This window comes from Streptomyces sp. NPDC005931, assembly GCF_042871235.1.
GTDB lineage: Bacteria > Actinomycetota > Actinomycetes > Streptomycetales > Streptomycetaceae > Streptomyces.
The window spans coordinates 288,051-313,685 of sequence record NZ_JBIAIG010000004.1 but is presented as its reverse complement, the minus strand read 5'-3'; the positions used below and the strand labels follow the sequence as shown (position 1 = coordinate 313,685).

Sequence of the window (25,635 nt, the reverse complement as noted above, 5' to 3'; positions counted from 1 at the left end):
TGGGAACCGAGGAGGGGCCTTGGAGACCGCACTGTGATGGTTGTCGCTGAATGGGCCGGCACGGAACCAAAAGGCGTACATCGACGGACAGTTCACCCCCGATCACTGCCCGCAGACACCGCAGGTGGGGCCCCCGGAAACCGGACGGTACGGATCCGGCGTCAGCGGGTGGCCTGGTAGGTCGCCGCCGCCTGCTCGTACAGCCGTGTCACCTCGTCCCGTTCGGCCTCCGGGCCACGCACCTGCACCACGTGGTAGCGGCCGTCGATCAGTGCGGCGAGGTTGCGCACGTACAGCTCAGCCCCGCCGCGGGTCCAGGTGAACTGCCCCTCGGCCATGGTGCGTCCGCCCACCTCAATGGTCTTGAGTCCGCTGGAGGTGGCCCAGCTGGAGTCGCGGTACGGCTGCAGCTCCTGCTCGTCGTCCCTCTGGTAGGCCATGGGGTCGCTGCCGTACTCCCCGGCACTGTCCCGTCCCGGCACGACGATGAGCTCGAAGTCGCCGTGGGCGTAGACGACCTGGCCGCGCCCGTTCCTGCCGGTGCGCTCCCAGCCCTCGGCGACCGCCACCCGGAAGCCCTCCGGGTCCGTGCGCAGGGTGAATCCCTCGGCGACCTCGGGACCGGTCGTCTGCGTCTCGGCGGAGCCGGCCGACTCCTCGGCGCTGCCCTCCGGCTTCGGCGACGTCTGCTCGGGCCGGGGATCGCTCCCGGCGTCCGGTGAGCGGGGAGCCTCGCCGACCTCACCGGCGGAACCCGTGCGGTCGGCCGCGCCCGCGCCGCCGGTGTCCTCGCCGGCCTTCGGCATGAACAGCACGGCGTACGCGATCGCCCCCGCCATGGCGAGCAGCACCAGCAGCAGCAGGGTGCGGCCCAGCCGGCGCGGCGAACGCTCCTCCTGCTTCGCCCGCTTGTGCCGTCCGTGGTGCGCGGGCAGCCCGGCGCGCCGCCTGCGCACCAGCTCACCCCTGCGCCGTACCACCGGCAGCCTGCTCACGTCGACCGGCGGTGCCGCTATCACGTGCACGCCGGCCTCCGGCTCGGGCGCCGAGCGCACCAGAGAGCGCAGCCAGCCGCGCAGTTCCTCGAAGTCGATCCGCTCGGTGGGGTCCTGACGCAGCAGCGACTCCACGACCGGCCTGAGCGGCCCGCACTCCTCCGCGAACGCCGGGGGCTCGGCGCACACCATCTGCACCAGCTCGGCCGTCGACTCCTCCGGGTAGGGCGCATGCCCCTGCACGGCCCGGAACAGCAGCGCGCCCAGGGCCCACAGGTCGGTCGCGGGGCCGATCGGCGCGGCGAGCTGCCAGTTCGCGTGCACGGGGCCGGCCTGCTCCGGAGCCCAGCGCTCCGTCACGGGTCCGACGACGGCCATGCGCGCCTGCCGCGCCCGCTCGGCGGCCAGTGCGGTGGTGGGCCCGCGCCGCACGGGTGTGTGCGCCACCAGGTCGTCCCAGCGGGCGGAGGACTCCGCGAGGCCGCTGCCCACGGGGGACGCCTGGCCGGGCACGGACGGCTGGCCGGGCACGGACGCCGGGGCGGAAGCGGAAAAGGATCCGCCGGGTCCCGTCGGTCCGGGGTGCGCGGCACGAGCATCACCGGCGGGGGGAAGCGCCGTACGCCCCCGCCCGTCGGGGCCGCTGCCGCCGATCGCAGGTGCACCGCCCGTGCCGCTGCGGGGTGTGGCGCCGTGCCAGCCGGTCCTGCCCACGCCGTAGGGGTCGGCTATCTGCCCGGGGGGAACCGCACCGGTCGCCGTCCCGGCACCGCCGGGGACGCCCGGGCCGGAGGGGTACGGCGGTTGCGCGGAGCCGTTGGCGTGCGGTGCGGGAGAGGGGCCGTCCTCGGGTGCGCGGCCGGGCAGGGCCGCCCGGCCGCTCTGCTGGGCCTCCTGGACCCGGGCCGCGGCACGGGCCCCGGCCCGGTACGCGGCGATCGCCCCGGCACGCGCCGCCCGTACGTCCCCGGCGCCGTCCAGCGCCCGCCGGGCCGCCCCGGCCGGGTCACCGTTGGCCGTGCCCACCCCGCCCTGCGGCAACCGCCCGGCCCGCGCCTCGATCGCGGCCCGCCGCGCGGCGTCGGGGTCGGCACCGGGGCCACTGCCCGGACCGGAGCGGGGGCCGGGCGCGGAGGCGGGGGCGGCGGCGAAGCCGGGGGGCAGGGAAGGGTTGCCGCGGGGCGCACCCGACCGGGCGGCGGGGGCGGCGGGAGGCAGCGCCTCGGGAGGCCCTTGCCCTTGCCCCGTGTCTCCCGTCCCACCGGGATCGGGATCGGGCACCGGGTCGTACCCGCACAGCGCTTCCTCGGCCGCGCCGACCGCCAGGCCCGTCAGCATCACGCGGCCGTCGTCGCAGACGAGCACCGTGCGTGCGGTGACGTTCCGGTGCACCCAGCCGTGGGAGTGCAGTACCCGCAGCGCCGTCAGCACGTCGGAGGCCACCTCCGCCGCCCGGTACGGGGTCAACGGCTTCTCGGCGAGCAGCGCCGCCAGGGGACGCGCGGCCACCAGCTCGCTGACGATCCACAGCGAACCGCCCTCGGCGAACACGTCGAAGACCTGGTCCAGCCGCGGGTGGTCGGGAATGGCCGCCGCCGCCTGAGCGGCCTCGACCGCCCGCCGTACGACGGGGTCGGTGGGCCGGCGTGTGCCCGCGGTGCGCGCGGACGCGCGCCCGGAGGGCCGCCCGGCCCCGCCGTCACGCGCCGTGAAGCCCTCGGGCAGCCCCTCCGCGTCGAGCACCTCGGCCTCGACGACCTCCGGCAACGGAACCTGCCTGACCAGCACTTCCTGCCCGCTGTAGGTGTCGAAGGCACGGGTCTCGGTGAGTTCGTACTCGTCGGACGGCGGCAGCGGCAGGCGGTAGCGGTCGGCGAGCACCCGTCCCGCATAGTCGTCCACGATGCCTCCCCCGGCAGCCTGGTCGGTCAAATCCGTTCGGCTCGCGGCCCGTTCCGGCTGCGTACGGTCCGCAAGCACTCACGATACGTGCCGGAGGCAACCCGCAGAGAGGGGATGCCACATCTCACTCCCCAATCCTGGGGCCGCTCATGCTCAGGATGCGGGTTCGAACGTCCTCGTGAACGCCCGCCAGGTCGTCCTGCGCTGCTCGCCGCCCCACTTGTCCGCCTTCGCGGTGTACATCAGCCCGTACCCGAGACGGTCGTTGACGACGAACCCCCGGTCGATGCTCCGGTACTCGGTGCCGTTCTCCACGTAGGTGAATTCCCAGTCCGCCGTGTTCCAGCCCCGGTAGCCCACCGCCTCGATGCGGATCCTCTGGTACTGCGGCCGGACCATGGCGCGCTCCTGGTTCTTCCAGTCCGCCACGGGGTCGTCCTTCGGCGTGGACGTCCACCCGACGAGCAGCTTCTGCCCGTCGGGCCCGGTGAACCGGTCCCCCGCGGCGCTCGTCGACTGGTACTTCCAGCCCTGGGGCAAACCGATCGCGTACCCCTGGCTCCCCTGGTGCGTCCTGCGCACCGGGACACCGTCGCCGGAGCCGCTCGAACCGGGGTCAGCCGGCTCGCCGGCGTCGGCTCCCGGGCTGCTCCCCGCCGAACCGGCCGCCTCCGGCGTCCCGGCCGCCGCGCCGTCCGTCCGTGTGCCGCCGTCCCCGTCGCTCTTGGTGTCCGCGCCGGATCCCGCCCCGGCCGACTCGGAGGCCACGGCCTTGCCGCCGCCACCGGCCCCCTTCGCTCCCTCGTCGTCGTTGCCGAACACGATCGCCAGCACGGTGCCCAGCACCGCCAGCGCCGCGATCACCGCGATGACGACCAGCGTCCGCCGCGGCACCACGTCGGTGAGCGACGCCCTGGGCACGGACCGCGCCGGCAGATCCGGCGGCGTCATCACGGGCCATCCCGAACTCCGCCCGCGAGAAGCGGCCTCGGCCCCCTGCGCCCCGGCACCCGAGCCCTCCGCCCCGGAGGACGGCGCCCCGCCACCGGCCGCGGCGGCCGCACCAAAGGCGCCCGTCACCCGCGTCTTGGCATCGGCACCGGCAGGACCGGCCGCGCCGCCGGCAGTGCCCGCACCGGGACCCGACGCGTTCGCGGTGCCGGAAGCGGATGTCCCGCTCCCGGATCGGGCACGAGCCGCGCCCGCGACCGACCCGGCGGCCACGGCCGCCTTGCGCACGGAACGCAGCGCGCCCCGCAGCCGCTCCCCGGCCTCCTCGCCCCGCTTGCTTCCGGCGCCGCCCGGCCCACCGGGCTGGGCGGGCAGCGGTACGACCTTCGTCGCGTCCGTCGGCTCCGCCTCCTTGGGCTCCGGCGCGTGGATCACCGCGTTGAGCATCGCCCGCGCACCCGCGTCGTCGAGCCGCTGGGCCGGGTCCTTGTTCAGCAGACCGTAGATGACGTCCCTGAGCGGTCCGGCGTTCTTCGGCTCCTCCAGCGGCTCGGTCATCACCGCCGTCAGCGTCGCGATCGCGGAGCCCTTGTCGTACGGCGGAGTTCCCTCCACCGCCGCGTACAGCAGCCCTCCCAGCGACCACAGGTCGGCCGCCGGGCCCGGCTTGTGCCCGCGAGCCCGCTCCGGGGAGATGTAGGAGGGGGCGCCGACCAGCATGCCGGTCGAGGTGATGGAGGGGTCACCCTCGACCTGGGCGATGCCGAAGTCGGTGAGCACGACCCGGCCGTCGTCGGCGATCAGCACGTTCGACGGCTTCACGTCACGGTGCAGGATGCCCTCGCGGTGTGCGGAGCGCAGTACGTCGAGCACGGCGAGCCCGACCTCCGCGGCTCGCCCGGGCTCGAGCAGGCCGTCCTCCCGGATGACCTCGGCGAGCGACTTGCCCTCGACGAGCTCCATCACGATCCAGGGCCGGTCGTCCTCCTGGACGACGTCGAAGACGGTGACGGCGCTGTTGTTGCGGATCCGGGCGATCGCCTTGGCCTCACGCAGCGTTCGCGTGATCAGCCGCCGCTTCTCCTCCTCGTCGATGTTCGAGGGGAAGCGCAGCTCCTTGACGGCGACGGTCCGTCCCAGGGTTTCGTCCTCGGCTCGCCACACCGTCCCCATGCCGCCGCGGCCGAGCACATCTCCCAGCCGGTACCGCCCGGCGAGGAGACGTGCGCTCTTGTCCTGACGGGATGTCCCCGCCCGCTCCGCCTCCGACATGCGTCCCCTCATGCAACCCGCCCTGACAGAGCCTTCATTGTCTCTCACCCGACAAGTGGCCGACGCCCAGGGTGCCCCTGGCGGTGCGCCGTCCACCCCGGACCCGGGGTCCGGGTGAAGGACGTGTTCCGCAGCCCTGCATGATGGGCGTCCATCGAGGGAGGAGCCGTGATGCCGCCGCTGCGGACCCTACTGGCCGTGCCCGTGTCGCTGGCCCTGCTCGGCTGGGCCCCGGCCGCCTCCTCCGCACCGGCGCTCCCGCCCGCGGACTCGGTGCTCCCGCTGCTGGTCACACGGGGTGAGGCCCCTGCCGCGGCACTGCTGGCCGCCGGGGAGAAGGGATCCCGCTACGCCCACGCCGGCCCTGGCATGGCACCGTCCGACCACTTCCGGGCCGGCAGCATGACGAAGACGTTCATCGCGACCGTCGTGCTGCAACTGGCCGAGGAGCAGCGGCTCTCGCTGTCCGACACCGTGGAGCGGCATCTGCCGGGCCTGGTGCGGGGAGCGGGCAACGACGGCCGCGCGCTGACCCTGCGCTCCCTGCTCACCCACACCAGCGGCCTGTACGACTTCGCCGCGGAGACCGGCGGCACGGTTCCCCTCACTGCCCGTCAGGCCGTACGCATCGCCGTCACCCACCCTCCGGCCGACCCCGGCCGCTTCTCCTACTCGAACACCAACTACGTCCTGCTCGGCCTGGTCGTCGAACAGGTCACCGGCCGTCCGTACGCGACCGAGGCCGAGCGGCGCATCGTCGCTCCGCTGCGTCTGACGGGCACCTCCTTTCCCGGCTCCCGCACCTCTCTGCCCTCCCCGCACGGCCGCGCCTACGCCGCCGACGGGACCGACGTCACCGATCTCGACCCGCGGGTGGCCGGCGCCGCGGGCGAGTTGGTGACCACACTCGCCGATCTGAACCGCTTCTACGCGGCCCTGCTCGGCGGTGAGCTGCTGCCCCCGCGCCGGCTGCGCGAGATGCTCGACACCCGTGCCGCACACGGCTCGTACGGCATGGGGCTGTTTCCCGTGAGGCTTCCGTGCGGCACCACCGTGTGGGGACACAACGGACACATCGCCGGCAGCTATGTGCGCACCGCGGCCACCGCCGACGGCCGACGCGTCCTCACCTTCCGGGTGAACACGGACGCGATAGCAGATCCCCGCCTCGAACCCGCGGTGCTCGCCGCCGAGTTCTGCCCTCGCATTTCGTAGAACGACCGGATTCCGAACGAAGATCCCGCTTCCCTCCACTCGTTCGAGTGAACGGATGCTGGTCTTCGGCGCGATCGACCACGCGGCGGCGTTGACCCGCGACCCGACGGGACGGCAGCCGCGGCGGACGAGCGGCGAGGCGTCGCCCGCCCGCAGCACCCGGCGATGACCGAGACCCGATCGCCGCGGGCAGCAGGCAGGAGGTCCGCCGACCCCCGAAGTGCCGGAACGCCGACCCCCTACAGCGGCACGATGTCCGGCGCGCCCAACCGTGCGGCGTCCGCTGTGAGGTCGTCGGGCTGGCGCTGCGATTCCCGTTCCGCCTCCACCCGCTTCTCGTAGTGCTGGACCTCGCGCTCGATCTGGTTCTTGTCCCAGCCGAGCACCGGCGCCATCAGCTCGGCGGCCTCCCGTGCGCTGCGGGTGCCCCGGTCGAACGTCTCGATCGAGATGCGGGTGCGCCGGGTCAGCACGTCGTCCAGGTGCCGTGCCCCCTCGTGCGAGGCGGCGTAGGTGATCTCGGCCCGCAGGTAGTCGTCGGCCGCGTGGAGCGGCTCACCCAGTGAGGGGTCGGCCGCGATGAGCTCCAGGATCTCCTCTGTCAGCGTCCCGTAGCGGTTCAGCAGGTGCTCCACCCGCACCGTGTGCAGGCCGGTCCGCGCGGCTGTCCGCGCCCGGGCGTTCCACAGGGCCCGGTATCCCTCGGCACCCAGCAGCGGAACGTCCTCGGTGACGCAGTCGGCGACACGCATGTCCAGCCCGTGCACGGCCTCGTCCACCGCGTCCTTGGCCATGACCCGGTACGTCGTGTACTTGCCGCCGGCGACGACGACAAGGCCCGGCACCGGGTGCGCGACGGTGTGCTCGCGCGACAGCTTGCTGGTGGCGTCGGACTCACCGGCGAGCAGCGGCCTCAGCCCTGCGTAGACGCCCTCGACGTCGTCGCGGGTGAGCGGCACGGCCAGCACCGAGTTCACGTGTTCCAGCAGGTAGTCGATGTCGGCGCTGGAGGCGGCCGGGTGCGCCTTGTCGAGGTCCCAGTCGGTGTCCGTGGTGCCGATGATCCAGTGCCGCCCCCAGGGGATGACGAAGAGCACGGACTTCTCGGTGCGCAGGATCAGGCCCGTCGTGGAGTGGACGCGGTCCTTGGGGACGACCAGGTGGATGCCCTTGGAGGCGCGGACGTGGAACCGGCCGCGCTCCCCGACCATCGCCTGCGTGTCGTCCGTCCACACGCCCGTGGCGTTGACGATCTGCTTGGCGCGGACCTCGTACTCGCCGCCGCCCTCCACGTCCTGCACGCGGGCGCCGACGACCCGTTCGCCCTCACGCAGGAACGCCGTCACCCGCGCGCGGTTGGCCGCCTTGGCGCCGTAGGCGGCGGCGGTGCGCACGAGCGTGGCCACGAACCGGGCGTCGTCCATCTGCGCGTCGTAGTACTGCAGCGCCCCGACGAGCGCGTCCTTGCGCAGGCACGGTGCCACGCGCAGGGCGTGACGGCGGCTCAGGTGCCGGTGCACCGGCAGGCCACGTCCATGGCCGCGGGCCATCGACATGGCGTCGTAGAGCGCGACGCCCGAGCCGGCGTACAGACGCTCCCAGCCCTTGTGCTGGAGGGGGTACAGAAAAGGCACCGGCTTGACCAGATGCGGGGCGAGGCGCTCCAGCAGCAGTCCGCGCTCCTTCAACGCCTCCCGGACGAGGGCGAAGTCGAGCATCTCGAGATAGCGCAGGCCCCCGTGGATCAGTTTGCTGGACCGGCTCGAGGTGCCCGACGCCCAGTCGCGCGCCTCCACCAGGCCCGTGGACAGGCCGCGCGTCACGGCGTCGAGGGCGGTGCCCGCACCGACCACTCCGCTGCCCACCACGAGAACGTCCAGCTCGCGCTCGGCCATGGCTGCCAGTGACTCGGCGCGCTGCGCCGGGCCCAGTGTCGCTGTCCTCACCGCTGCCTCCCGCTGTCGATCGCGTCGGCCGCACCCCTCGGGCGAAGCCCGGTTCCCCTCCCTCATGCCCAAATTCTGACCGTCTTGCCCCACTTCAGCCACCACGCGGCCACAGCCTGTGGACAACGCCCGCGGAGCGACTCACCGAAATCCGACCGATCAATCCAACAAATCGGTCATATTTACTCCTAGTCTGACATTGCACTCGCCCGTCCTGTCCACCGGGCTTGCGCACCTGTCCCACTTCGGCTACTGGGAAGGACGGCCCACGCCATGCCCGCAGATCTCGCCGTCATCGGACTCGGCCCGTACGGCCTGCCCCTGGCCCAGGCCGCGGTCGCCGCCGGAATCCCCACCATCGGCTACCGCACCGGCCCCGAGGCGAGCTCCCTGAGCCCCGCCGAACTGCGGCGCATGCTCGCGCAGGGCTTCCGTCCCACCACCAGCCCGGCCGAGCTCGGCCGGGTCCGCACCGCGGTCATCTGCGCACCGACCCCGCGCGGCGCCGACGGCGGGCTGGACCTGTCCCAGGTGGCGGACGCCGCCCGCACGCTGGCCGCCCGGCTGCGCCCGCACACCACGGTGATCCTGGAGTCCCCCGTGCCCCCCGGGACGACGGAGGACCTCCTCCTCCCCCTGCTCGAAGACGGGTCGCGGCTCCGCGCGGGGCGCGATTTCCACCTCGCCTACTCCCCCAGCCGCGTCGACCCCGGCAACCGCGACTTCACCCCGGCCAACACGCCCAAGGTCATCGGCGGCCTCACCCCCGCCTGCACCGAGTCGGCCGCCGCCTTCTACGGGCGGCTCACCGACAAGGTCGTCCGCGCGCGCGGCCCCCGGGAGGCGGAGACGGTGCAGGTCCTGGAGACCAACTTCCGGCACGTGAACATCGCCCTCGTCAACGAGATGGCCGTCCTCTGCCACGACCTGGGCGTCGACCTGTGGGACGTGATCCGCTGCGCGGAGACCAAGCCCTTCGGATTCGAGGCGTTCCGCCCCGGGCCCGGCGTCGGCGGTCACTCCGTCCCGCAGGACCTCACCGCCCGGGCGGGCCGCACCCTGCGCATGGCGGAACTGGCCCAGCAGGTCAACAGTCGGATGCCCCACTACGTCGTGCAGCGCGCCGCCGCGCTCCTCAACGAGCACGGAAAGTCGGCCCGGGGAGCGCGAGTGCTGCTCCTCGGCGTCACCTACAAGGCCGACCTCGCCGACCAGCAGGGCGCCCCGGCCCAGGAGATCGCGATGCGGCTGATGGAGCTCGGCGCGTCCGTCAGCTACCACGACCCCCACGTGCCGTCCTGGAGCGTCCTCGGCCGCCCCGTCCCCCGCGCGGACTCCCTCTACGAGGCCGCCGCCGACGCCGACCTGACCGTGCTGCTCCAGCAGCACCGCACGTACGACCTGCAGGGACTGTCGGTGAAGGCCCAGCTCCTGCTGGACACGCGGGGGGCCACCCCGACGGGGGCGGCGCACCGCTTGTGAGAGGGGCGCACCGCGACGCTCCGTGCGGCGGATACCAGGGGTGAACGTGGAGCTCAAAGGGCGGCGCCCAGGAGAAGGGGCAGGCAGGATGCAGATCACCGGACACCACTGGTCCCGATGTGGTCCGCACCCGAGCAAACCGGCCCCAGGAGCAACCGTGCCCCCGTCCGCCGGAAGCGTGCGCCCCATCAATGCGCCTGGGCGGCAGAAGGGGCCCGGTCACCCTCGCGGGTGGCGGGCCCCTTCGCTTGGTCCCGAAGGGACTAGCGGCGATGCTGCGAGTCCGCCACCGTCACCTCGACGCGCTGGAACTCCTTCAGCTCGCTGTAGCCGGTGGTGGCCATGGCGCGGCGCAGGGCGCCGAAGAGGTTCATGGAGCCGTCGGGGGTGTGGGACGGACCGGTGAGGATCTCCTCGAGAGTGCCGACCGTGCCCAGGTCGACCTTCTGGCCGCGCGGAAGCTCCTCGTTGACCGCCTCCATGCCCCAGTGGTTGCCCTTGCCCGGACCGTCGGTCGCGCGGGCGAGCGGCGAGCCCATCATCACCGCGTCGGCGCCGCAGGCGATCGCCTTGGGCAGGTCGCCTGACCAGCCCACGCCGCCGTCCGCGATCACGTGCACGTACCGACCGCCGGACTCGTCCATGTAGTCGCGGCGCGCCGCGGCCACGTCGGCGACCGCCGTGGCCATCGGGACCTGGATGCCCAGCACGTTGCGCGTGGTGTGCGCGGCACCGCCGCCGAAGCCGACCAGGACGCCCGCCGCACCGGTGCGCATCAGGTGCAGGGCCGCGGTGTAGGTGGCGCAGCCGCCGACGATCACCGGCACGTCGAGCTCGTAGATGAACTGCTTCAGGTTCAGCGGCTCGTGCGAGGACGAGACGTGCTCCGCGGAGACCGTCGTGCCGCGGATGACGAAGATGTCCACGCCCGCGTCGACGACGGCCTTGGAGAACTGGGCGGTGCGCTGCGGGGAGAGCGCGGCGGCGGTGACGACGCCGGCGTCGCGCACCTCCTTGATGCGCTGCCCGATCAGCTCCTCCTTGATGGGGGCGGCGTAGATCTCCTGGAGGCGGCGGGTGGCCGCCTCGGCGGGCAGCTCGACGATCTCGTCCAGCAGCGGCTGCGGGTCCTCGTAGCGCGTCCACAGGCCCTCGAGGTTCAGCACCCCGAGGCCACCGAGCTCGCCGATGCGAATCGCCGTGGCCGGCGAGACGACCGAGTCCATGGGGGCGGCCAGGAAGGGCAGCTCGAAGCGGTAGGCGTCGATCTGCCAGGCGATCGAGACCTCCTTCGGGTCCCGCGTACGGCGGCTGGGGACGACGGCGATGTCGTCGAAGGCGTACGCCCGGCGGCCGCGCTTGCCGCGCCCGATCTCGATCTCAGTCACGTCTGTGGCCTTTCCCTGATGCGTTGCAGCGCCTTCCAGTATCCCCGAAGGGCATGGCAAGGGCGGCCCCGGATCGCTCTGCGGGACCGCCCCTGGGAAGACCGCCGACTACTTACGGCTGTAGTTCGGCGCCTCGACCGTCATCTGGATGTCGTGCGGGTGACTCTCCTTGAGACCGGCGGAGGTGATCCGCACGAACCGGCCCTTGGACTCCATCTCCTCGATGGTGGCGGCGCCCACGTACCCCATGGTCTGGCGCAGACCGCCGACGAGCTGGTGCAGCACGTTGGACAGCGGGCCGCGGTAGGGCACCTGGCCCTCGACGCCCTCGGGGACGAGCTTGTCGTCGGAGGACACCTCGGCCTGGAAGTAGCGGTCCTTGGAATACGACCTGCCCTGGCCACGGGACTGCATCGCGCCCAGCGAGCCCATGCCGCGGTACGACTTGAACTGCTTGCCGTTGATGAACATCAGCTCGCCCGGCGACTCCTCGCAGCCCGCGAGGAGGCTGCCCAGCATCACCGTGTCGGCGCCGGCCGCCAGCGCCTTGCCGATGTCGCCCGAGTACTGCAGGCCGCCGTCGCCGATCAGCGGGATGCCGGCGGGACGGGCCGCGAGGGAGGCCTCGTAGATGGCGGTGACCTGGGGAACGCCGATGCCGGCGACCACGCGCGTGGTGCAGATCGAACCGGGGCCCACGCCGACCTTGATGCCGTCGACACCGGCGTCGATGAGGGCCTGGGCACCGTCCCGGGTGGCGACGTTGCCGCCGATCACGTCGACGCCGACGCTCGACTTGATCTTCGCCATCCAGCTGAGGGCGTTGCTGTTGTGGCCGTGCGAGGTGTCGACGACCAGGAAGTCCACACCGGCCGCGGCGAGGGCCTGGGCGCGCTCCAGCGCCTCGGGGCTGGCGCCGACGGCCGCGCCGACGAGCAGGCGGCCCTCGGCGTCCTTGGCGGCGTTGGGGTACTTCTCGGCCTTCACGAAGTCCTTGACCGTGATCAGGCCCTTGAGGACGCCCTCGTCGTCGACGAGCGGCAGTTTCTCGATCTTGTGGCGCCGCAGCAGCTCCATGGCCTCCGGACCCGAGATGCCCACCTTGCCGGTGACCAGGGGCATCGGGGTCATGACCTCGCGCACCTTGCGGCTGCTGTCGGTCTCGAAGGCCATGTCACGGTTGGTGACGATGCCGAGGAGCTTTCCGGCCGGGTCGGTGACCGGCACACCGCTGATGCGGAACTTGGCGCACAGCGCGTCCGCCTCGGCGAGCGTGGCGTCCGGGTGCACGGTGATCGGGTCGGTGACCATCCCGGACTCCGACCGCTTCACCAGGTCGACCTGGTTGACCTGGTCCTCGATGGAGAGGTTGCGGTGCAGCACGCCGACGCCGCCCAGACGGGCCATCGCGATCGCCATGCGCGACTCGGTGACCTTGTCCATCGCGGCGGACAGGAGGGGGATGTTGACCCGGACATTACGAGAGACGCGGGACGAGGTGTCGACCGCGTTCGGGAGCACCTCGGACGCTCCCGGCAGCAGCAGCACGTCGTCGTAGGTCAGCCCGAGTGTCGCGAATTTGTCGGGCACTCCGTCGACGTTGGCAGTCATGACACCTTCCCCAAATGGCCTTGATCGGTGCGGATGTCCATGCTAACGGCAGGCGTGGCTGTCTCATTCCACGGTTTCGCCGGGCTCCGCGCTTCGTGTGTTCCTACGTGATCTCCAGGGCGTGCGTTCACGCGCCGAAGCCGGGGTGGGGCGGCGGTGGTTACTGCTCCGCCAGGGCACGCAGCCGGCTCAGTGCGCGGTGCTGGGCCACCCGGACCGCACCGGGTGACATTCCCAACATCTGTCCGGTCTCCTCCGCCGTGAGGCCCACCGCGATGCGCAGCAGGAGCAGCTCGCGCTGGTTCTCCGGCAGGTTGGCGAGGAGCTTCTTGGCCCATTCGGCGTCGCTGCTGAGCAGGGCGCGCTCCTCCGGGCCGAGGGAGTCGTCGGGGCGCTCGGGCATCTCGTCGGAGGGCACCGCCGTCGAGCCGGGGTGGCGCATCGCCGCACGCTGGAGGTCGGCGACCTTGTGGGCGGCGATGGCGAAGACGAACGCCTCGAAGGGGCGCCCGGTGTCCTTGTAGCGCGGCAGCGCGAGGAGGACCGCGACGCAGACCTCCTGGGCGAGGTCCTCGACGAAGTGCCGGGCGTCGCCCGGGAGCCGGGACAGACGGGTGCGGCAGTAGCGCAACGCCAGAGGATGGACGCGGGCGAGGAGATCGTGCGTGGCCTGCTCGTCCCCGTCGACGGCACGATGGACGAGCGCACCGATCGCCCCGTGGGCGGTGCCCACCTCGTCGTCGCGCATCGGTCCATGGTGCCCTGCCGGCGCCGGGTCCGCGGCACCGCGCCCCTTGTTGTGCACCGAAGCGTTATGAGCAGGTGCGCCGGAAGTCATCCCCTGCGCCCTCCCCTTCCGCTCGACCGACTCGTCCCCGAGGAACTCCACACCTCAAGGATGCGGCATCCGTGGCGAAACGAGCAGCGGGCACCCGGCGGTCCCCGTTCATGCCCTGGTGGGGCAGGGTGTGCGCACCCCTGCCACGGCGTGCGCGGCCGGCCCCTGGACCTGTCGTCCGGATCGGCCCCGGGCCGCGGGGCCGGACGGGCATCCTGCCGAGCCGTCTCCCGCGCGGTGCCTCCCCGCCCGGTGCCTCACCGGTGCGGTCGTCCGCCGCCGGCTTCTCCACGCGCGCGTGGAGGCCGTGCGGGGGCATCCGCGTGCCCCCGCTCGTCGGCGTCCGCCCGGTGGCACGTGCCGAAGCCGGACCGATCCGAAGGACAGGCCCTAGCGCACGAGGCCCCACCGGAAGCCGAGCGCCACCGCGTGGGCCCGGTCCGACGCGCCGAGCTTCTTGAAGAGCCTTCGCGCGTGTGTCTTCACGGTGTCCTCGGAGAGGAACAGCTCGCGTCCGATCTCGGCGTTGGAGCGGCCGTGGCTCATGCCTTCGAGGACCTGGATCTCCCGCGCGGTGAGCGTGGGCGCGGCGCCCATCTCCGCGGAGCGCAGCCGCCGGGGGGCGAGCCGCCAGGTCGGGTCGGCGAGGGCCTGGGTGACCGTGGCACGCAGCTCCGCGCGGGAGGCGTCCTTGTGCAGGTACCCGCGGGCACCCGCGGCCACCGCGAGGGCCACACCGTCGAGGTCCTCGGCCACGGTGAGCATGATGATCCGTGCCCCGGGGTCCGCGGACAGCAGCCGCCGCACGGTCTCCACGCCGCCCAGACCGGGCATGCGTACGTCCATCAGAATCAGGTCCGAGCGGTCGGCGCCCCAGCGGCGGAGGACTTCCTCGCCGTTGGCCGCCGTCGTCACGCGCTCGACACCGGGCACGGTCGCGACCGCGCGGCGGAGCGCCTCTCGGGCAAGCGGGGAGTCGTCGCAGACGAGGACGGAAGTCATGGCCGCCCTCCGCAGCTGATGCGCGTCACCTTGAGCCTCCAGGCTGGTACGAAATCGTCACCTGAGCGGTCGACCGTCTCGGACGCACGCCCGAGCGCTTGTTCTTTCAACCGCCTCGCACTCTCAACGACGGTCACTCGAAAGAGTTACGGGGCCGTCTGCCATCTTCGGCACTCTACGTGAGGAGGCGGACACGGTGCAGATATGCGCGGCAGACCCTCGGTCTTTCCTGACGAGCCATGCCCCATTCAGCCCTTTTTCTTCCCCTCTGTTGGTGTCTGCGACTAGATTCTCAATGAGTCATATTTTCATCTCCTTGGATCGTAGTTGTACGGTCGTGGACACCGGATCCGCACAGAACGGCTACAAGGGGTCACGCAATGGCAGATTTCTCCCGCCTTCCCGGACCGAACGCGGACCTGTGGGACTGGCAGCTCCTGGCTGCCTGCCGCGGGGTGGACAGCTCGCTCTTCTTCCATCCCGAGGGCGAGCGTGGTGCGGCTCGAAGCGCTCGCGAGAACTCGGCCAAGGAGGTCTGCATGCGGTGCCCGGTGCGCGCCGAGTGCGCCGCCCACGCACTGGCCGTACGCGAACCGTACGGCGTGTGGGGCGGGTTGACCGAGGACGAGCGCGAAGAGCTGATGGGGCGGGCGCGCAACCGGCTGGTCTCGGCATCGACGGCCGACGGGCACGCCGCTTCGAACACCTGAAGGAACGTTTCTTCAAGACCGGGCACGCGCGCGTGCCCTTGTTTTTTCTCCGGGGGGTGGCCGCTGCGGCCCCGAGACGGCCACCCTGCGTGACTCCGCCGCTCGGGCAGGGCGGCTGCCGGGCGATGCGCGTGCCGGGGAGGAGCGTCCCGTGGGGCGCCCGTCACCGGGAGGTGCCACCGAACCCGGGGGAGGACACCCACGCGCGCGGGACGGCGGCTACCGCGCGGCGGCCCGCGTCAGTTGGTCCAGGGTCGCGGCGACCGCGGGCACCTGGGCGAGATCCGGCAGGGTGAGCGCGACGATCTCGCGGCGCACGGCGGGTTCCAGGGCGAGGGTCCGCACCCCCCTCGGCCGTACGGACTCGATGGCCAGCTGGGGCAGCACGGCCACACCGAGACCGGCGCCGACCAGCCCGGCCACCGCCGGGTAGTCGTCGGTGGCGAAGTCGATGCGCGGCGAGAAGCCGGCCGCCTCGCAGACCTCGACCAGCTGCCCCCGGCAGCGCGGGCAGCCCGCGATCCACGGCTCCCCGGCCAGCTCGCCGATGGCGAGCGACTCCGCGCGGGCGAGCCGGTGGCGTTCGGGGACGAGTCCCACCAGTCGGTCCGACAGCAACGGCCGCACGACCAGGTCGTCCCACTCCTCGACGCCCGCCGACCCTTGGTACCGGAAGGCGAGGGCCACGTCGCAGTCGCCCTCGCGCAGCATTTCCACCGACCGGGGCGGCTCCGCCTCCTCCAGCGAGACCCGGGTGCCGGGGTGGGCGTCGCGCAGGGCGGCGAGTGCGGTCGGCACGAGGGTGGAGCTGCCACTCGGGAAGGAGACGAGCCGGACCCGCCCGGCGCGCAACCCGGCGATGGCGGCGACCTCCTCCTCGGCCGCGGTGAGCCCGGCGAGAATCCCGGCGGCATGACGCACCAGCGCCTGCCCGGCCTGCGTCAGGCGCATCTCACGACCACTGCGGATGAGCAGGGGCGTGCCGACGGACGCCTCGAGTGCCTTCATCTGCTGGCTGACGGCCGGCTGGGTGCAGCCCAGCTCGCGGGCCGCGGCCGAGAAGGAGCTGGTGGCGGACACGGCGCGCAGCACGCGAAGGTGACGGGCTTCGATCACGACTCCAAGGATAAGCCAGTCTTTGATTCGGTACCCGATATTGCGTCGCCGCTTTGGCCTTCTTCGCCTACCGTGCGGCCATGAAGCTTCTGTCTGTGAACCTTGGGCGCCCCAAGGCCGTGCCGTACACGGACCAGCGCGAGGGCGTGACCGGCATCGACAAGCGACCGGTGGACGGTCCGGTCCTGGTGACGGCCCCGGGCCCGAAGGGCGTCGGCGCGAGCGGGCTGGCCGGGGACGCGGTCTGCGAGACACGCCACCACGGCGGTGACGACCAGGCCGTCTACGCGATGGCCCGCGAGGACCTCGACGAGTGGGAACGCACCCTGGGTCGCGCGCTGTCCAACGGCGTGTTCGGGGAGAACCTCACCACCGAGGGGATCGACGTCTCCGGTGCCCGGATCGGCGAACGCTGGGCGGTCGGGACCGACCTGGTGCTGGAGGTCACCTGCGGGCGGATCCCCTGCCGCACCTTCCAGGGCCACCTGGGTGAGAAGGGGTGGGTGAAGCGGTTCACGGAGCGAGGGGCGCCGGGCGCCTATCTGCGGGTGATCCGGCCCGGTGAGATACGGGCGGGCGACGCGGTGCGGATCGTGCACCGGCCCGACCACGAGGTGACGGTCGCCCTGCAGTTCCGGGCGGTGACGACCGAGCGGACCCTGCTGCCGCGGCTGCTCGAGGCGGGGGAGGCGCTGCATCCGGAATCACTGGCGGCGGCACGGACGTACGTGGAGAAGTACGGGGCCGGGCGGGAGAGCTGACGGGACGTCGGTCCCGCGACGGCGGACCGGGTCCGGCCGGACACCGCGGGACTTCCCAGGGACATCCCTGAGTCGCGGACGGGGGTCGGCTCGGGGATGGTTCGGGGCCGTCCCCCGATGCCCGGCGGGACCCCGATCGACGACTCTCGAGACATGTCTCGCCACATGTCACGCAGCGCCGCGCCGGACGGCGACCGCCCGCCCGGCACCGGGCGCCGCCCCTTCCGCTGGAAGCGCCTGCTCGTCGTGCTGGGTTCGCTGGTCACGGTCGTCGCCGTGACCGTGGGAGCCCTGTTCGCCTGGCTGTGGACCGACGCCACGGTCAGCACGGTGGGCAAGGCCCGGTTCGACAACGCCCTGGCGATACCGCCCCTGGCCGAGTCGACCGTGGAGAAGGACGGTACGCGCGTCTTCGACCTGCGCATGCAGGCCGGCGAAACGGAGTTCCGGAGCGGCGTGAAGACCCGGACGTGGGGGTTCAACGGCTCCTACCTCGGCCCCACGCTGCGCGCGGAACGGGGCGAGAAGGTGCGCGTACGCATCCGCAACGGCCTGGACGAGGCGTCCTCCGTGCACTGGCACGGCATGCACCTGCCCGCGCGGATGGACGGGGGCCCGCACCAGATGATCGACCCCGGTGCCACCTGGACGCCGCACTGGACGGTGGACCAGCCGGCAGCGACGCTCTGGTACCACCCGCATCCGCACGGACGGACGGAGCAGCACGTGCGGCGCGGCCTGGCGGGCCTGTTCCTCCTCGACGACGAGGACGCCCAGCGCCTGCCCCTCCCGAAGCGGTACGGCGTGGACGATCTACCGGTCGTGGTGCAGGACGTCCGTTTCGACGGCGCCCGCCTGGCCGAAGACCGCAAACTGATGCAGAACGTGGGCTTCCTGGGCGACGAGACGATGGTCAACGGCATCCTGCGGCCCTACCACCGGGTGGCCGACGAACTGGTACGGCTGCGGCTGCTCAACGCCTCCACCGCGCGCACGTACTCCTTCGGTTTCCCCGACGACCGCGACTTCTCGCTGATCGGCACGGACGGCGGCCTGCTGGAGCGGCCGGCGGTCATGGACCGGGTGCAGCTGTCACCGGGCGAGCGTGCGGAGATCGTCGTACGGATGAAGGCGGGAGAGCGGGTGATGCTGCGCAGTTTCCCGCAGGACAACTACGGGGATTCCTGGCAGCGGAGGTTCGGCGGGGGCGACGACTCCTTCGACGTCCTGGAACTGCGCGCGGCGGAGCGGCTGCGTCCGTCGGCGGAGCTGCCCGCCGAGTTGGGCGATGTGGAGCTGCCGGTGGCGAAGGAGGCCGTGCGCGGACGGCACTTCGACCTGAAGCGGTCGGGGATCAACGGCCGCTCGATGGACATGGGGCGGGTCGACGAGACCGTCACGCGCGGGACGACGGAGGTGTGGACGATACGCAACTCGAACGGCATGCCGCACAACTTCCATGTGCACGACGTGCAGTTCCGAGTGGTGGAGGTGAACGGGTCGGCTCCGCCGCCGTCCCTGCGGGGGCCGAAGGACACGGTGTTCGTGCCGCACGGCACCACGATGAAGCTGGCGCTGCGCTTCACGGGGCCGGCCGATCCGGACACGCCCTACATGTACCACTGTCATCTGCTGTACCACGAGGACGAGGGAATGATGGGCCAGTTCGTCGTGGTCGACAAGGGCGACTCGGCAGGGACCCCGCCCGGCCGCTCGGGCCACGGACGGGGACATGAACACGGCTGAGGCGGGCCGGGAGCGTGGAGGCGGGCGGGATGGCGGTACTGACCGGACGCCTCCGGTCCGGGTAACTACTCTTGCGCCATGACAACGGCTCTGATTACGGGATCGACGGCAGGGATCGGTGCCGCGTTCGCGCGGCGGCTGGCGGCCGACGGACATGACCTGGTGCTGGTGGCCCGGGACACCAGCCGGTTGCGGGAACAGGCGACCGAGCTGCACGACCGCCACGGCATCGAGGCGGAGGTGCTGACCGCGGACCTGGCGGAGGACAAGGGCATCGATGCGGTGGCCGACCGGCTCCGCGACCGCAAGAGCCCCGTCGACCTGCTGATCAACAACGCCGGTTTCGGCAACAAGGGCCGCTACCTCGAGGTCTCCATGGCCGACGAGCTGCGGATGCTCAAGGTCCACTGCGAGGCGGTGCTGCGCCTCACCTCGGCGGCGACGGAGAGCATGCGGGAACGCGGCCGCGGCGGTGTCGTGAACGTGGCCTCGGTGGCGGCTTTCGTGCCACGCGGGACCTACGGGGCGTCCAAGGCGTGGGTCGTGCAGTTCACGCAGGGCGCGGCGCGGGACCTGGCGGGCAGCGGCGTGCGGCTGATGGCTCTGTGCCCCGGCTTCGTGCGGACCGAGTTCCACGACCGGGCCGGGATGGGGACGGACAACATCCCGAACTGGATGTGGCTGGACGCGGACAAGGTGGCCGCCGCGGCCCTGGCCGATCTGGCCCGCGGCAAGCAGGTCTCGATCCCGGACCCGCGGTACAAGGCGCTGATGGGTGCGGCGAAGCTGGTGCCGCGGGGGCTGCTGGGCGGGATCTCCTCGCGGACCGGCAGGAAGTACGGGCCCCAGTAGCGAGCGGTGGCGGGCTGTGCTCCCGGGGCCGGAAAATGGGTGCGACAGTACCCGGACCCAGGGGTCGGAGGCGGGCGTCATGACCTTCGTACAGCTCATCGACTGCAGGACGAGCCGGTTCGAGGAGATGGACCGGCTGATGGAGAAGTGGGTCGAGCAGACCAAGGGGAAGCGGACGGCGACGCACGCGGTGGTCGGGAAGGACCGCTCCGACGCGTCGCACGTCGTCGAGATCGTGGAGTTCCCCTCGTACGAGGAGGCGATGCGGAACTCGCGGCTTCCGGAGACGGACCGGATCTTCCGGGAGATGGTGGCGCTCTGTGAGGAGACACCCACCTTCACCGATCTGGACGTGGTGCGGGACGCGCAGCTGAACGCGGGCACGGCGCGGCGTTTCTTCGAGGTGCTGGCCCAGGAGGACGACCTCTCGCCGATGACCGGCCTGGTCGAGGAGCACTACCACGACCATGATCCCGCCAACGAGCAGGACGTCCTCGGCCTGGACCACCTGCGGCGCGAGATGGACGTGTGGCGCGACGGCTTCGACTTCTCGTTCCGCATCGAGGATCAGATCACCCAGGGCGACCGTGTCTGCACGCGGTGGTCCTGGCGGGGCACCCAGAAGGGCGAGTTCCTGGGCATCCCGGCCACCGGGAAGACGGCGTCCATGACGGGCACGACCATCTTCCGCTTCGGCGCGAACGGCAAGATCGTCGAGGGCTGGTGGCAGTACGACCGGCTCGGGCTGATGGCGCAGTTGGGGGCACTGGAACCCACGGAGCTGTGACCCGGCGAGGCTCCGCCGGTCGCCCGACGCGGGCGGCGAGGGTGCGCGCGCACCAGGGAGTCGGTGTGTGTCGTCCACCTCCAGGTCGCAGAACGCTGCCCGCAGCCCTGAGAGCGACTGCGGTGCACGGCTCGCCGGAGGCGTGACGGTTCTGGGCCTGTTGCGGCGTGAGCGGGTTCATGGGCGCCTCTGTCAGCCTGTTCCACTGCTCGCAATGGGTCCGGATCATCGTTGGGCTCAGCCCGTACCCTCGGTGAAGTGCTCGCGGAGCTCGTAGCTGCAGTCGGCCCCGGTGTCGACCCGGACTCGGGAGAAAGCCAGCACTCCGTCGCCATCGCCCTCCTGCTCGCCCTTGGCCAGTTGCCTCTCGATGTCCGCGGCATGCTCGGCGCACTCAGCGCTGACGGGCCTCTCGTGCTGCGGATCCGGTGCCGAGGAGGCATTCAGTCCGGCGGTGGCAACGAGGCCGACCGCGCACAACACCACCCACGTGGCAACCCACTTGCGACGGCTCTTCCGTATCGGCTTGGCCATCCAGGCATCCTACGAGCGCCACGACGGGCTGTCGCTGCATCGCGGCTTCCTCGTCGCCCAGACCAGCGACGCCCTACAGCCGAGTCCGCTGCTGCTGACTTCATCGCCTCCGCCCCCCCACTCAGCACATCCGTCCACCAGTCGCGAGCGCTCGCGCCGTGGGACAGACGCACGACAACCACCCCTGAATCGAGCGAGTAGGGGGCTTCCGGGGCGCACCCCTCACTGCAGCCGCACCGCCGCACCGCCCCACCGCCGCACCGCCGCACCGCCCCACCGCCGCACCGCCGCACCGCCGCACCGCCGCACCGCCGCACCGGCCTTACATCTCGGCACGGACCGCCCTGCGGCATCGGAATCCCGAAGGGGTGTGCTCGTGGCACAGCTTGTCCGGCGCAACGCCCCCGCGCACCCGCGAGCGTCCGTTGCGGCGGGTCCGGGCAGCGGGCGACGCGGCAGGTGAGGCCCGGTCTGGGTGCCCCGTGGCCCCACCGTCCGGTCTCGTCCGCGCGCGTCGGCACGCGGACGGCGCCCGGAGCGATCCGCCGCTTACAACCTTCGCGACCCGTCGCGTGTCAGAGACGCTGCGACGAGGTGAGGCCCCCCGCGCAGCGGACCACGGAAATGACATACGATGCGCGCGCCCCTCATAAAGATCAGATAAGAGGATGTACACGTCATGGCCGTCCGCGCCCCCTACCGTTCCCTCCGCGGCATACCTGCCGTCGCCGCCCTGCTCGCGATCGGCACGGTGGGATGCTCGGACGTCTCCGACGCCGTCGACGGCGCCAAGGACGGCGCGAAGAAGGTGGCCCGCCAGCGCTCGGTGTTCTCGCTGAACGTCGGCGACTGCTACAACCCCAACGGCAAGGCCGAGGGGGAGGCGTACCTCGTCGAGATCGTGCCCTGCGACGAGGCGCACGAAGGCCAGGTCGTCGGCGAGTTCGCGATCGACGAGGGCAAGAAGTACCCCGGCGACGACGCGGTCTCGGCGATCGCGGACGAGCGCTGCCCGGTCGAGGCGCAGAAGTACGCCCCGGACACCTGGGCGCTCCCCCAGGGCGTCAGCCTCCTCCACTACACCCCGACCGCGGAGAGCTGGACGACCGGTGACCGCGCGGTGAGCTGCACGTACACCACGGACAAGGGCGCCACGTTCAAGGGCGCCCTGGACACCGTGAAGACCCTCAAGCCCGAACAGCTCGCATACCTCGAGGGCTCGAACGCGGTCTACGAGGCCCTGTGGGCGAACCAGCCCGAGAAGGACACCGTCGAGGACGACCTGGCCGGTTACAAGGCGCAGGCCAAGGCCGTCGCGGCCGCCCTCGACGCACACGTCCAGGGCCTGGACGACATCGAGGGAACCGAGATCGGCAAGCTCCGCGTGACGCTGACGAAGGCGGCCGGCAACTGGAAGCAGGCCGCGAACGCCGCCGACGCCGACGCGTTCTACCTCGCCTACGACCCGGCGTTCACCGGCATCGACCCGAACAAGTCGGTCGCCGCCCGCAAGGAACTGGGCCTGGCCACCACCGTCCCGGCCGACGAGGCCGAGGTCTGGGCGGGCTGACGTCCCGTCGGGTCGGCCGGGCCGTGTCCGCCGGGGACCCGGCCCCCCGGCCCCATCCCCCGGGCGCGGCCCGGCCGACGGGACGGCACAAGTCGGTGGAGGGCCCGCGACCCGCCCTGTTACGGTCCTGGGGCCGGCCGCGGGCCTCCGGCGCGACTTCCGGAACCTGCCTCTGAAGCAACGATTCGCAGCTCGCGCCCCCATTCCCCAGCCGGCGTCCACACCCGGGGGGAAGAACCGCATGGATGCGTACGCGGACCTCGTCGCGGCCGACGACGTCCTGCTCTTCGTCAACGCGGCGATCACGTCGACCGGCCAGCACGAGTTCCACGGCGACGCGGACGAGCAGCGGCTCTCCCTGGACTTCCTGCACAGGTACATGCTGGGGAACTACCGGGACCTGTACGCCGGGGTCCTCGCGCTCGACATCAACGACCACAACGCGGTCCTCGTCATCCGGCGACTGCTGGAGACCGCCGGTGAGGCCACCACCGACCAGCGCCGCCGCGAGGGCCGCCTGATCGCGTCCCGCCTGGCGACGCTGCCGCCGCAGCGCGTGTACGGGCTGTTCGACGCCCTGCGCCGGGCCGGGGTGAACAACCGCCGGTGCCGGGCGATCATGCGCGACTGGCTGTCCGCCCGTCCGGACCTCACGTTCGACGCCGTGAAGTACCGCGGCGGCCTCAAGCGGGCCGTGCGTCACGCGCACCTGGCCCCCGTCGACGAGGAGCTGGGGGCGTTCCTGTTCGCACCCGGGACCCGCAAGCGCTACGCCACGCCCCTGCTGGAGGCATGGCGCCGGGCGCACCACGAGCAGGCAGCCCTGTACGAGCTGCCCTACACGGTCGCCGAGGGCTTCGCCGCCCGGCACGGCATCCCGCGGAAGGTGTTCCTGGAGCGCATCGCGCCGCGGCTGACCCGTCTGGAGGCCCTGCGACTGCAGGGCTCCGCCCACCGGCTCGGGGCCACGGGCGTGCGGAAGGATCTGGCCGGGATGCCGCTGACGCGGTTGGCGTCCTACGTGCTCTCGTTGCCGGTCGAGGACCGCCTGCGTCGGCGCGACGAGCTGACCCGCGCGCTGCGGTCGGCCGCCGACCGTGTGGCCGGCCCCCACCGGGGGAGCTGGGGCGAGGTCACCGCCGTCCTGGACGACAGCTTCTCCGCCTTCGGCTCGGTCCACAAACGCCGTCGGCCGCTGGCCGTGGCCCTGGCCTGCCACCACCTGCTCGCGGCCCTCGCCGGCCGCTACACCGGACTGTGGACGTCCGGGCGGACCGACGCACTGCTGGCCCGCCCGTACGGGCCCACGCCGCTGGGCCGACGGATCCTCGACGCACTGGACACCGCCCCGTTGCGGCTGGTGATCGTCTCCGACGGATGGGACAACGCACCCCCCGGTCTGGCCGCCGAGGTGCTGCGGGTCTGGCGGGCCCGGCTCGACCCCGGGCGCCGCACCAGCATCGTGCACCTCAACCCCGTCTACGACGCGGCCGACTTCGACGTGCGCCGACTGTCCCCGTCGGTGCCCACTGCGGGCATCCGCGACGCCGAGGACCTTCCCGCCCTGGTGGAACTGGCCCAGTTCGCGAAGGGCCGGACCGGGCCGACCGAACTGACGGCGTACCTGGCCGCCCGTGCGGCCCGCATGCTCGACGGCCACGATCAGGAGCGGACGCGATGACCCCACCGGATGCGACCGGACCGGACCCGGCCGGACCGGACCTGACCGGACTGGACACCCGCCCCTCCCAGGTCTGGGGTGCCGTCCGCCTGGTTCCGCTGGTGCGCGACGAACCCGTCGAGGACCTCCGTCTGCACGCGCGGCCGTACGGCGACGCGACGGGCCTGGTCGAGGTCCGCCCACGCCACGCCTACGTCTCCTACGTCCCGCACGGATTCGTCGCCGCCTGGACCCGTGACGGCACGCCGGCCGCCGCCTACGGCACCCACCTCTCCTCCGACGGCGACTCGCCCCCCGCCGCCACGGCGGGCCTGCGCTTCCACCGCAGGACGGTCCGCCGCGAGGACAGGCAGCGGCTGCGGTTCCTCCCCCTGCACCTGGCGCTGGAGGGCTACCTGTCCCTGCACTTCGGCGGCCCCTCGATCGTCTGGGAGGAGTGGTCACAGCGCGCGGTGCGCCAGGGTCTCTCCCCGCGCGCCGAGGAGGCGTACCTGGGTGCCGAGGTGCGCGGGCTCGCCGACGCGCTGCGCGTCTTCGAGATCCACCCCGGCCAGTGCGGCGTGCTGCTCTACGTCGCCGACGCACTCGCGGCCGCGTTCGCGGTCCCGCACCCCGACGACTACCGCGCCCTCCACCCGACCCTGCTGCAGGACCTGTTCGGCGAGCTGATCCACCACTACGCCACGCTGATGCCGCCCGTGCCGGACTTCCGGGCCCGCGTCGACGACGAGCGGATCCGCTCCCTGGCCGGGCTGCGCACGGCGGTCGCCGACCAGGAGGACGCCTGGGCGCGTTTCCATGACACGGCCATGGCAGGTGGCCTGCTGCGCCGCGCGTACACCTGGCGGACGGTCCACCGGACGGGGCGCTTCGTCCTCTCCCGCTTCCTTCCGGTGTTCCGCCCCAAGGAGGAGAACCACATCGGCGAGGCCATCACCGACGGCCGGGGCCGGATCGTCTACCTCAAGACGTTCCGGCTGTCGGAGGCCCAGGTCCGCCGTGGTCACCTCCTCGACCGGCTCGCCGCCCACGACTGGCACCTGGCGAACACCGCGGCCCACCTCGGGGTCACCGAGGCCCAGTTGGGCCTGCGGCTGGAGTCCGCCGACTTCGGCCACCTGCTCCGCCAGGACGTCCTGGACGGATACCGCAGCCGGGGGCGGACCTGGTCCCGACCTCCCCGTCCCGGTGAACGGAGCAGGAGCTCTTAGCCATGTCGTCGGCACGCCGCAGGCGCGGGGTCCAGCAGGCACGGTCAAGGAGCCTCACGCACGGG

19 protein-coding genes are annotated in these 25,635 nt (G+C 72.3%); 10 read left to right on the top strand and 9 right to left on the bottom strand.

All coding sequences use genetic code 11. From position 1 onward, the window contains the following. Positions 1-161 precede the first annotated feature (161 nt). On the bottom strand, positions 162-2,897 hold the full coding sequence (locus tag ACFYOV_RS12560) for a protein kinase (RefSeq protein ID WP_389086267.1): 2,736 nt from the start codon (positions 2,895-2,897) through the stop codon (positions 162-164). 153 nt (positions 2,898-3,050) lie between these two features. After that, positions 3,051-5,120 (bottom strand): serine/threonine-protein kinase, encoded by a 2,070-nt coding sequence (locus ACFYOV_RS12555; RefSeq protein ID WP_389087072.1) that lies wholly within the window; start codon positions 5,118-5,120, stop codon positions 3,051-3,053. A gap of 171 nt (positions 5,121-5,291) precedes the next feature. Here ACFYOV_RS12555 and ACFYOV_RS12550 point away from each other — a divergent pair, with 171 nt between their 5' ends. Next, positions 5,292-6,335 carry a serine hydrolase domain-containing protein gene (locus tag ACFYOV_RS12550; protein ID WP_389086265.1) on the top strand — a complete coding sequence of 348 codons (1,044 nt, stop codon included), beginning with the start codon at positions 5,292-5,294 and terminating at the stop codon, positions 6,333-6,335. A gap of 239 nt (positions 6,336-6,574) precedes the next feature. Here ACFYOV_RS12550 and ACFYOV_RS12545 read toward each other — a convergent pair whose 3' ends face one another. Continuing rightward, complete coding sequence (locus ACFYOV_RS12545) at positions 6,575-8,281, bottom strand: glycerol-3-phosphate dehydrogenase/oxidase (RefSeq protein WP_389086262.1); 1,707 nt, start codon at positions 8,279-8,281, stop codon at positions 6,575-6,577. Positions 8,282-8,554: 273 nt separating this feature from the next. Between ACFYOV_RS12545 and ACFYOV_RS12540 the strand changes: the two genes are divergently transcribed. Beyond that, positions 8,555-9,763, top strand: coding sequence for a nucleotide sugar dehydrogenase (locus ACFYOV_RS12540; protein WP_389086261.1), 1,209 nt, complete (start codon positions 8,555-8,557; stop codon positions 9,761-9,763). 263 nt (positions 9,764-10,026) lie between these two features. Here ACFYOV_RS12540 and ACFYOV_RS12535 read toward each other — a convergent pair whose 3' ends face one another. From ACFYOV_RS12535 to ACFYOV_RS12520, 4 genes are all read right to left on the bottom strand, one after another. Further along, positions 10,027-11,151, bottom strand: a complete 1,125-nt coding sequence (locus ACFYOV_RS12535) for a GuaB3 family IMP dehydrogenase-related protein (protein WP_389086258.1) — start codon at positions 11,149-11,151, stop codon at positions 10,027-10,029. Positions 11,152-11,259: 108 nt separating this feature from the next. Further along, positions 11,260-12,762, bottom strand: coding sequence for an IMP dehydrogenase (gene guaB / locus ACFYOV_RS12530; RefSeq protein ID WP_389086256.1), 1,503 nt, complete (start codon positions 12,760-12,762; stop codon positions 11,260-11,262). A gap of 160 nt (positions 12,763-12,922) precedes the next feature. Continuing rightward, positions 12,923-13,510, bottom strand: a complete 588-nt coding sequence (locus ACFYOV_RS12525; RefSeq protein WP_389086253.1) for a sigma-70 family RNA polymerase sigma factor — start codon at positions 13,508-13,510, stop codon at positions 12,923-12,925. A gap of 480 nt (positions 13,511-13,990) precedes the next feature. Beyond that, the gene (locus tag ACFYOV_RS12520; protein WP_003948568.1) at positions 13,991-14,602 is read right to left on the bottom strand and encodes a response regulator transcription factor; all 612 of its coding nucleotides are present in this window, start codon (positions 14,600-14,602) and stop codon (positions 13,991-13,993) included. 380 nt (positions 14,603-14,982) lie between these two features. Between ACFYOV_RS12520 and ACFYOV_RS12515 the strand changes: the two genes are divergently transcribed. Then, complete coding sequence (locus tag ACFYOV_RS12515) at positions 14,983-15,312, top strand: WhiB family transcriptional regulator (RefSeq protein ID WP_389086251.1); 330 nt, start codon at positions 14,983-14,985, stop codon at positions 15,310-15,312. Positions 15,313-15,531: 219 nt separating this feature from the next. Here the strand turns inward: ACFYOV_RS12515 and ACFYOV_RS12510 are convergent, their stop codons facing one another. Next, positions 15,532-16,428, bottom strand: coding sequence for a LysR family transcriptional regulator (locus tag ACFYOV_RS12510; protein ID WP_389086249.1), 897 nt, complete (start codon positions 16,426-16,428; stop codon positions 15,532-15,534). An 80-nt stretch (positions 16,429-16,508) separates the two neighbouring features. On the opposite strand from ACFYOV_RS12510, the gene ACFYOV_RS12505 reads away from it, so the two are divergent. The 4 genes from ACFYOV_RS12505 (at position 16,509) to ACFYOV_RS12490 (ending at position 20,574) form a co-directional block, all read left to right on the top strand. After that, the gene (locus ACFYOV_RS12505) at positions 16,509-17,189 is read left to right on the top strand and encodes an MOSC domain-containing protein (protein ID WP_389086247.1); all 681 of its coding nucleotides are present in this window, start codon (positions 16,509-16,511) and stop codon (positions 17,187-17,189) included. Between the two features lie 153 nt (positions 17,190-17,342). Further along, positions 17,343-18,935, top strand: a complete 1,593-nt coding sequence (locus ACFYOV_RS12500) for a multicopper oxidase family protein (RefSeq protein ID WP_389086244.1) — start codon at positions 17,343-17,345, stop codon at positions 18,933-18,935. 78 nt (positions 18,936-19,013) lie between these two features. Continuing rightward, positions 19,014-19,787 (top strand): SDR family NAD(P)-dependent oxidoreductase, encoded by a 774-nt coding sequence (locus ACFYOV_RS12495; protein ID WP_389086242.1) that lies wholly within the window; start codon positions 19,014-19,016, stop codon positions 19,785-19,787. A gap of 79 nt (positions 19,788-19,866) precedes the next feature. Then, positions 19,867-20,574 carry an ester cyclase gene (locus ACFYOV_RS12490; RefSeq protein WP_389086239.1) on the top strand — a complete coding sequence of 236 codons (708 nt, stop codon included), beginning with the start codon at positions 19,867-19,869 and terminating at the stop codon, positions 20,572-20,574. Between the two features lie 237 nt (positions 20,575-20,811). On the opposite strand, the gene ACFYOV_RS12485 is transcribed toward ACFYOV_RS12490, so the two are convergent. After that, positions 20,812-21,108: a hypothetical protein gene (locus tag ACFYOV_RS12485; protein ID WP_389086237.1), complete on the bottom strand. Its 297-nt coding sequence runs from the start codon at positions 21,106-21,108 to the stop codon at positions 20,812-20,814. A gap of 679 nt (positions 21,109-21,787) precedes the next feature. Here ACFYOV_RS12485 and ACFYOV_RS12480 point away from each other — a divergent pair. The 3 genes from ACFYOV_RS12480 (at position 21,788) to ACFYOV_RS12470 (ending at position 25,570) form a co-directional block, all read left to right on the top strand. Further along, positions 21,788-22,678, top strand: coding sequence for a septum formation family protein (locus ACFYOV_RS12480; protein WP_389086234.1), 891 nt, complete (start codon positions 21,788-21,790; stop codon positions 22,676-22,678). A gap of 241 nt (positions 22,679-22,919) precedes the next feature. Then, positions 22,920-24,359 carry a hypothetical protein gene (locus ACFYOV_RS12475; protein ID WP_389086231.1) on the top strand — a complete coding sequence of 480 codons (1,440 nt, stop codon included), beginning with the start codon at positions 22,920-22,922 and terminating at the stop codon, positions 24,357-24,359. Then, positions 24,356-25,570, top strand: coding sequence for a hypothetical protein (locus ACFYOV_RS12470; RefSeq protein ID WP_389086229.1), 1,215 nt, complete (start codon positions 24,356-24,358; stop codon positions 25,568-25,570). The genes ACFYOV_RS12475 and ACFYOV_RS12470 overlap by 4 nt, the downstream gene beginning before the upstream one ends. Positions 25,571-25,635: the final 65 nt, after the last annotated feature.

Excerpts from the sequence above, each read along its gene's own strand:
- ACFYOV_RS12500 (WP_389086244.1), top strand. The coding sequence starts at position 17,343 with ATGTCTCGCCACATGTCACGCAGCGCCGCGCCGGACGGCGACCGCCCG.
- ACFYOV_RS12485 (WP_389086237.1), bottom strand. The coding sequence starts at position 21,108 with ATGGCCAAGCCGATACGGAAGAGCCGTCGCAAGTGGGTTGCCACGTGG.
- ACFYOV_RS12540 (WP_389086261.1), top strand. The coding sequence starts at position 8,555 with ATGCCCGCAGATCTCGCCGTCATCGGACTCGGCCCGTACGGCCTGCCC.
- ACFYOV_RS12495 (WP_389086242.1), top strand. The coding sequence starts at position 19,014 with ATGACAACGGCTCTGATTACGGGATCGACGGCAGGGATCGGTGCCGCG.
- ACFYOV_RS12480 (WP_389086234.1), top strand. The coding sequence starts at position 21,788 with ATGGCCGTCCGCGCCCCCTACCGTTCCCTCCGCGGCATACCTGCCGTC.
- ACFYOV_RS12490 (WP_389086239.1), top strand. The coding sequence starts at position 19,867 with ATGACCTTCGTACAGCTCATCGACTGCAGGACGAGCCGGTTCGAGGAG.
- ACFYOV_RS12505 (WP_389086247.1), top strand. The coding sequence starts at position 16,509 with ATGAAGCTTCTGTCTGTGAACCTTGGGCGCCCCAAGGCCGTGCCGTAC.
- ACFYOV_RS12470 (WP_389086229.1), top strand. The coding sequence starts at position 24,356 with ATGACCCCACCGGATGCGACCGGACCGGACCCGGCCGGACCGGACCTG.
- ACFYOV_RS12520 (WP_003948568.1), bottom strand. The coding sequence starts at position 14,602 with ATGACTTCCGTCCTCGTCTGCGACGACTCCCCGCTTGCCCGAGAGGCG.
- ACFYOV_RS12515 (WP_389086251.1), top strand. The coding sequence starts at position 14,983 with ATGGCAGATTTCTCCCGCCTTCCCGGACCGAACGCGGACCTGTGGGAC.
- ACFYOV_RS12525 (WP_389086253.1), bottom strand. The coding sequence starts at position 13,510 with ATGCGCGACGACGAGGTGGGCACCGCCCACGGGGCGATCGGTGCGCTC.
- guaB (WP_389086256.1), bottom strand. The coding sequence starts at position 12,762 with ATGACTGCCAACGTCGACGGAGTGCCCGACAAATTCGCGACACTCGGG.
- ACFYOV_RS12555 (WP_389087072.1), bottom strand. The coding sequence starts at position 5,120 with ATGTCGGAGGCGGAGCGGGCGGGGACATCCCGTCAGGACAAGAGCGCA.
- ACFYOV_RS12550 (WP_389086265.1), top strand. The coding sequence starts at position 5,292 with ATGCCGCCGCTGCGGACCCTACTGGCCGTGCCCGTGTCGCTGGCCCTG.
- ACFYOV_RS12475 (WP_389086231.1), top strand. The coding sequence starts at position 22,920 with ATGGATGCGTACGCGGACCTCGTCGCGGCCGACGACGTCCTGCTCTTC.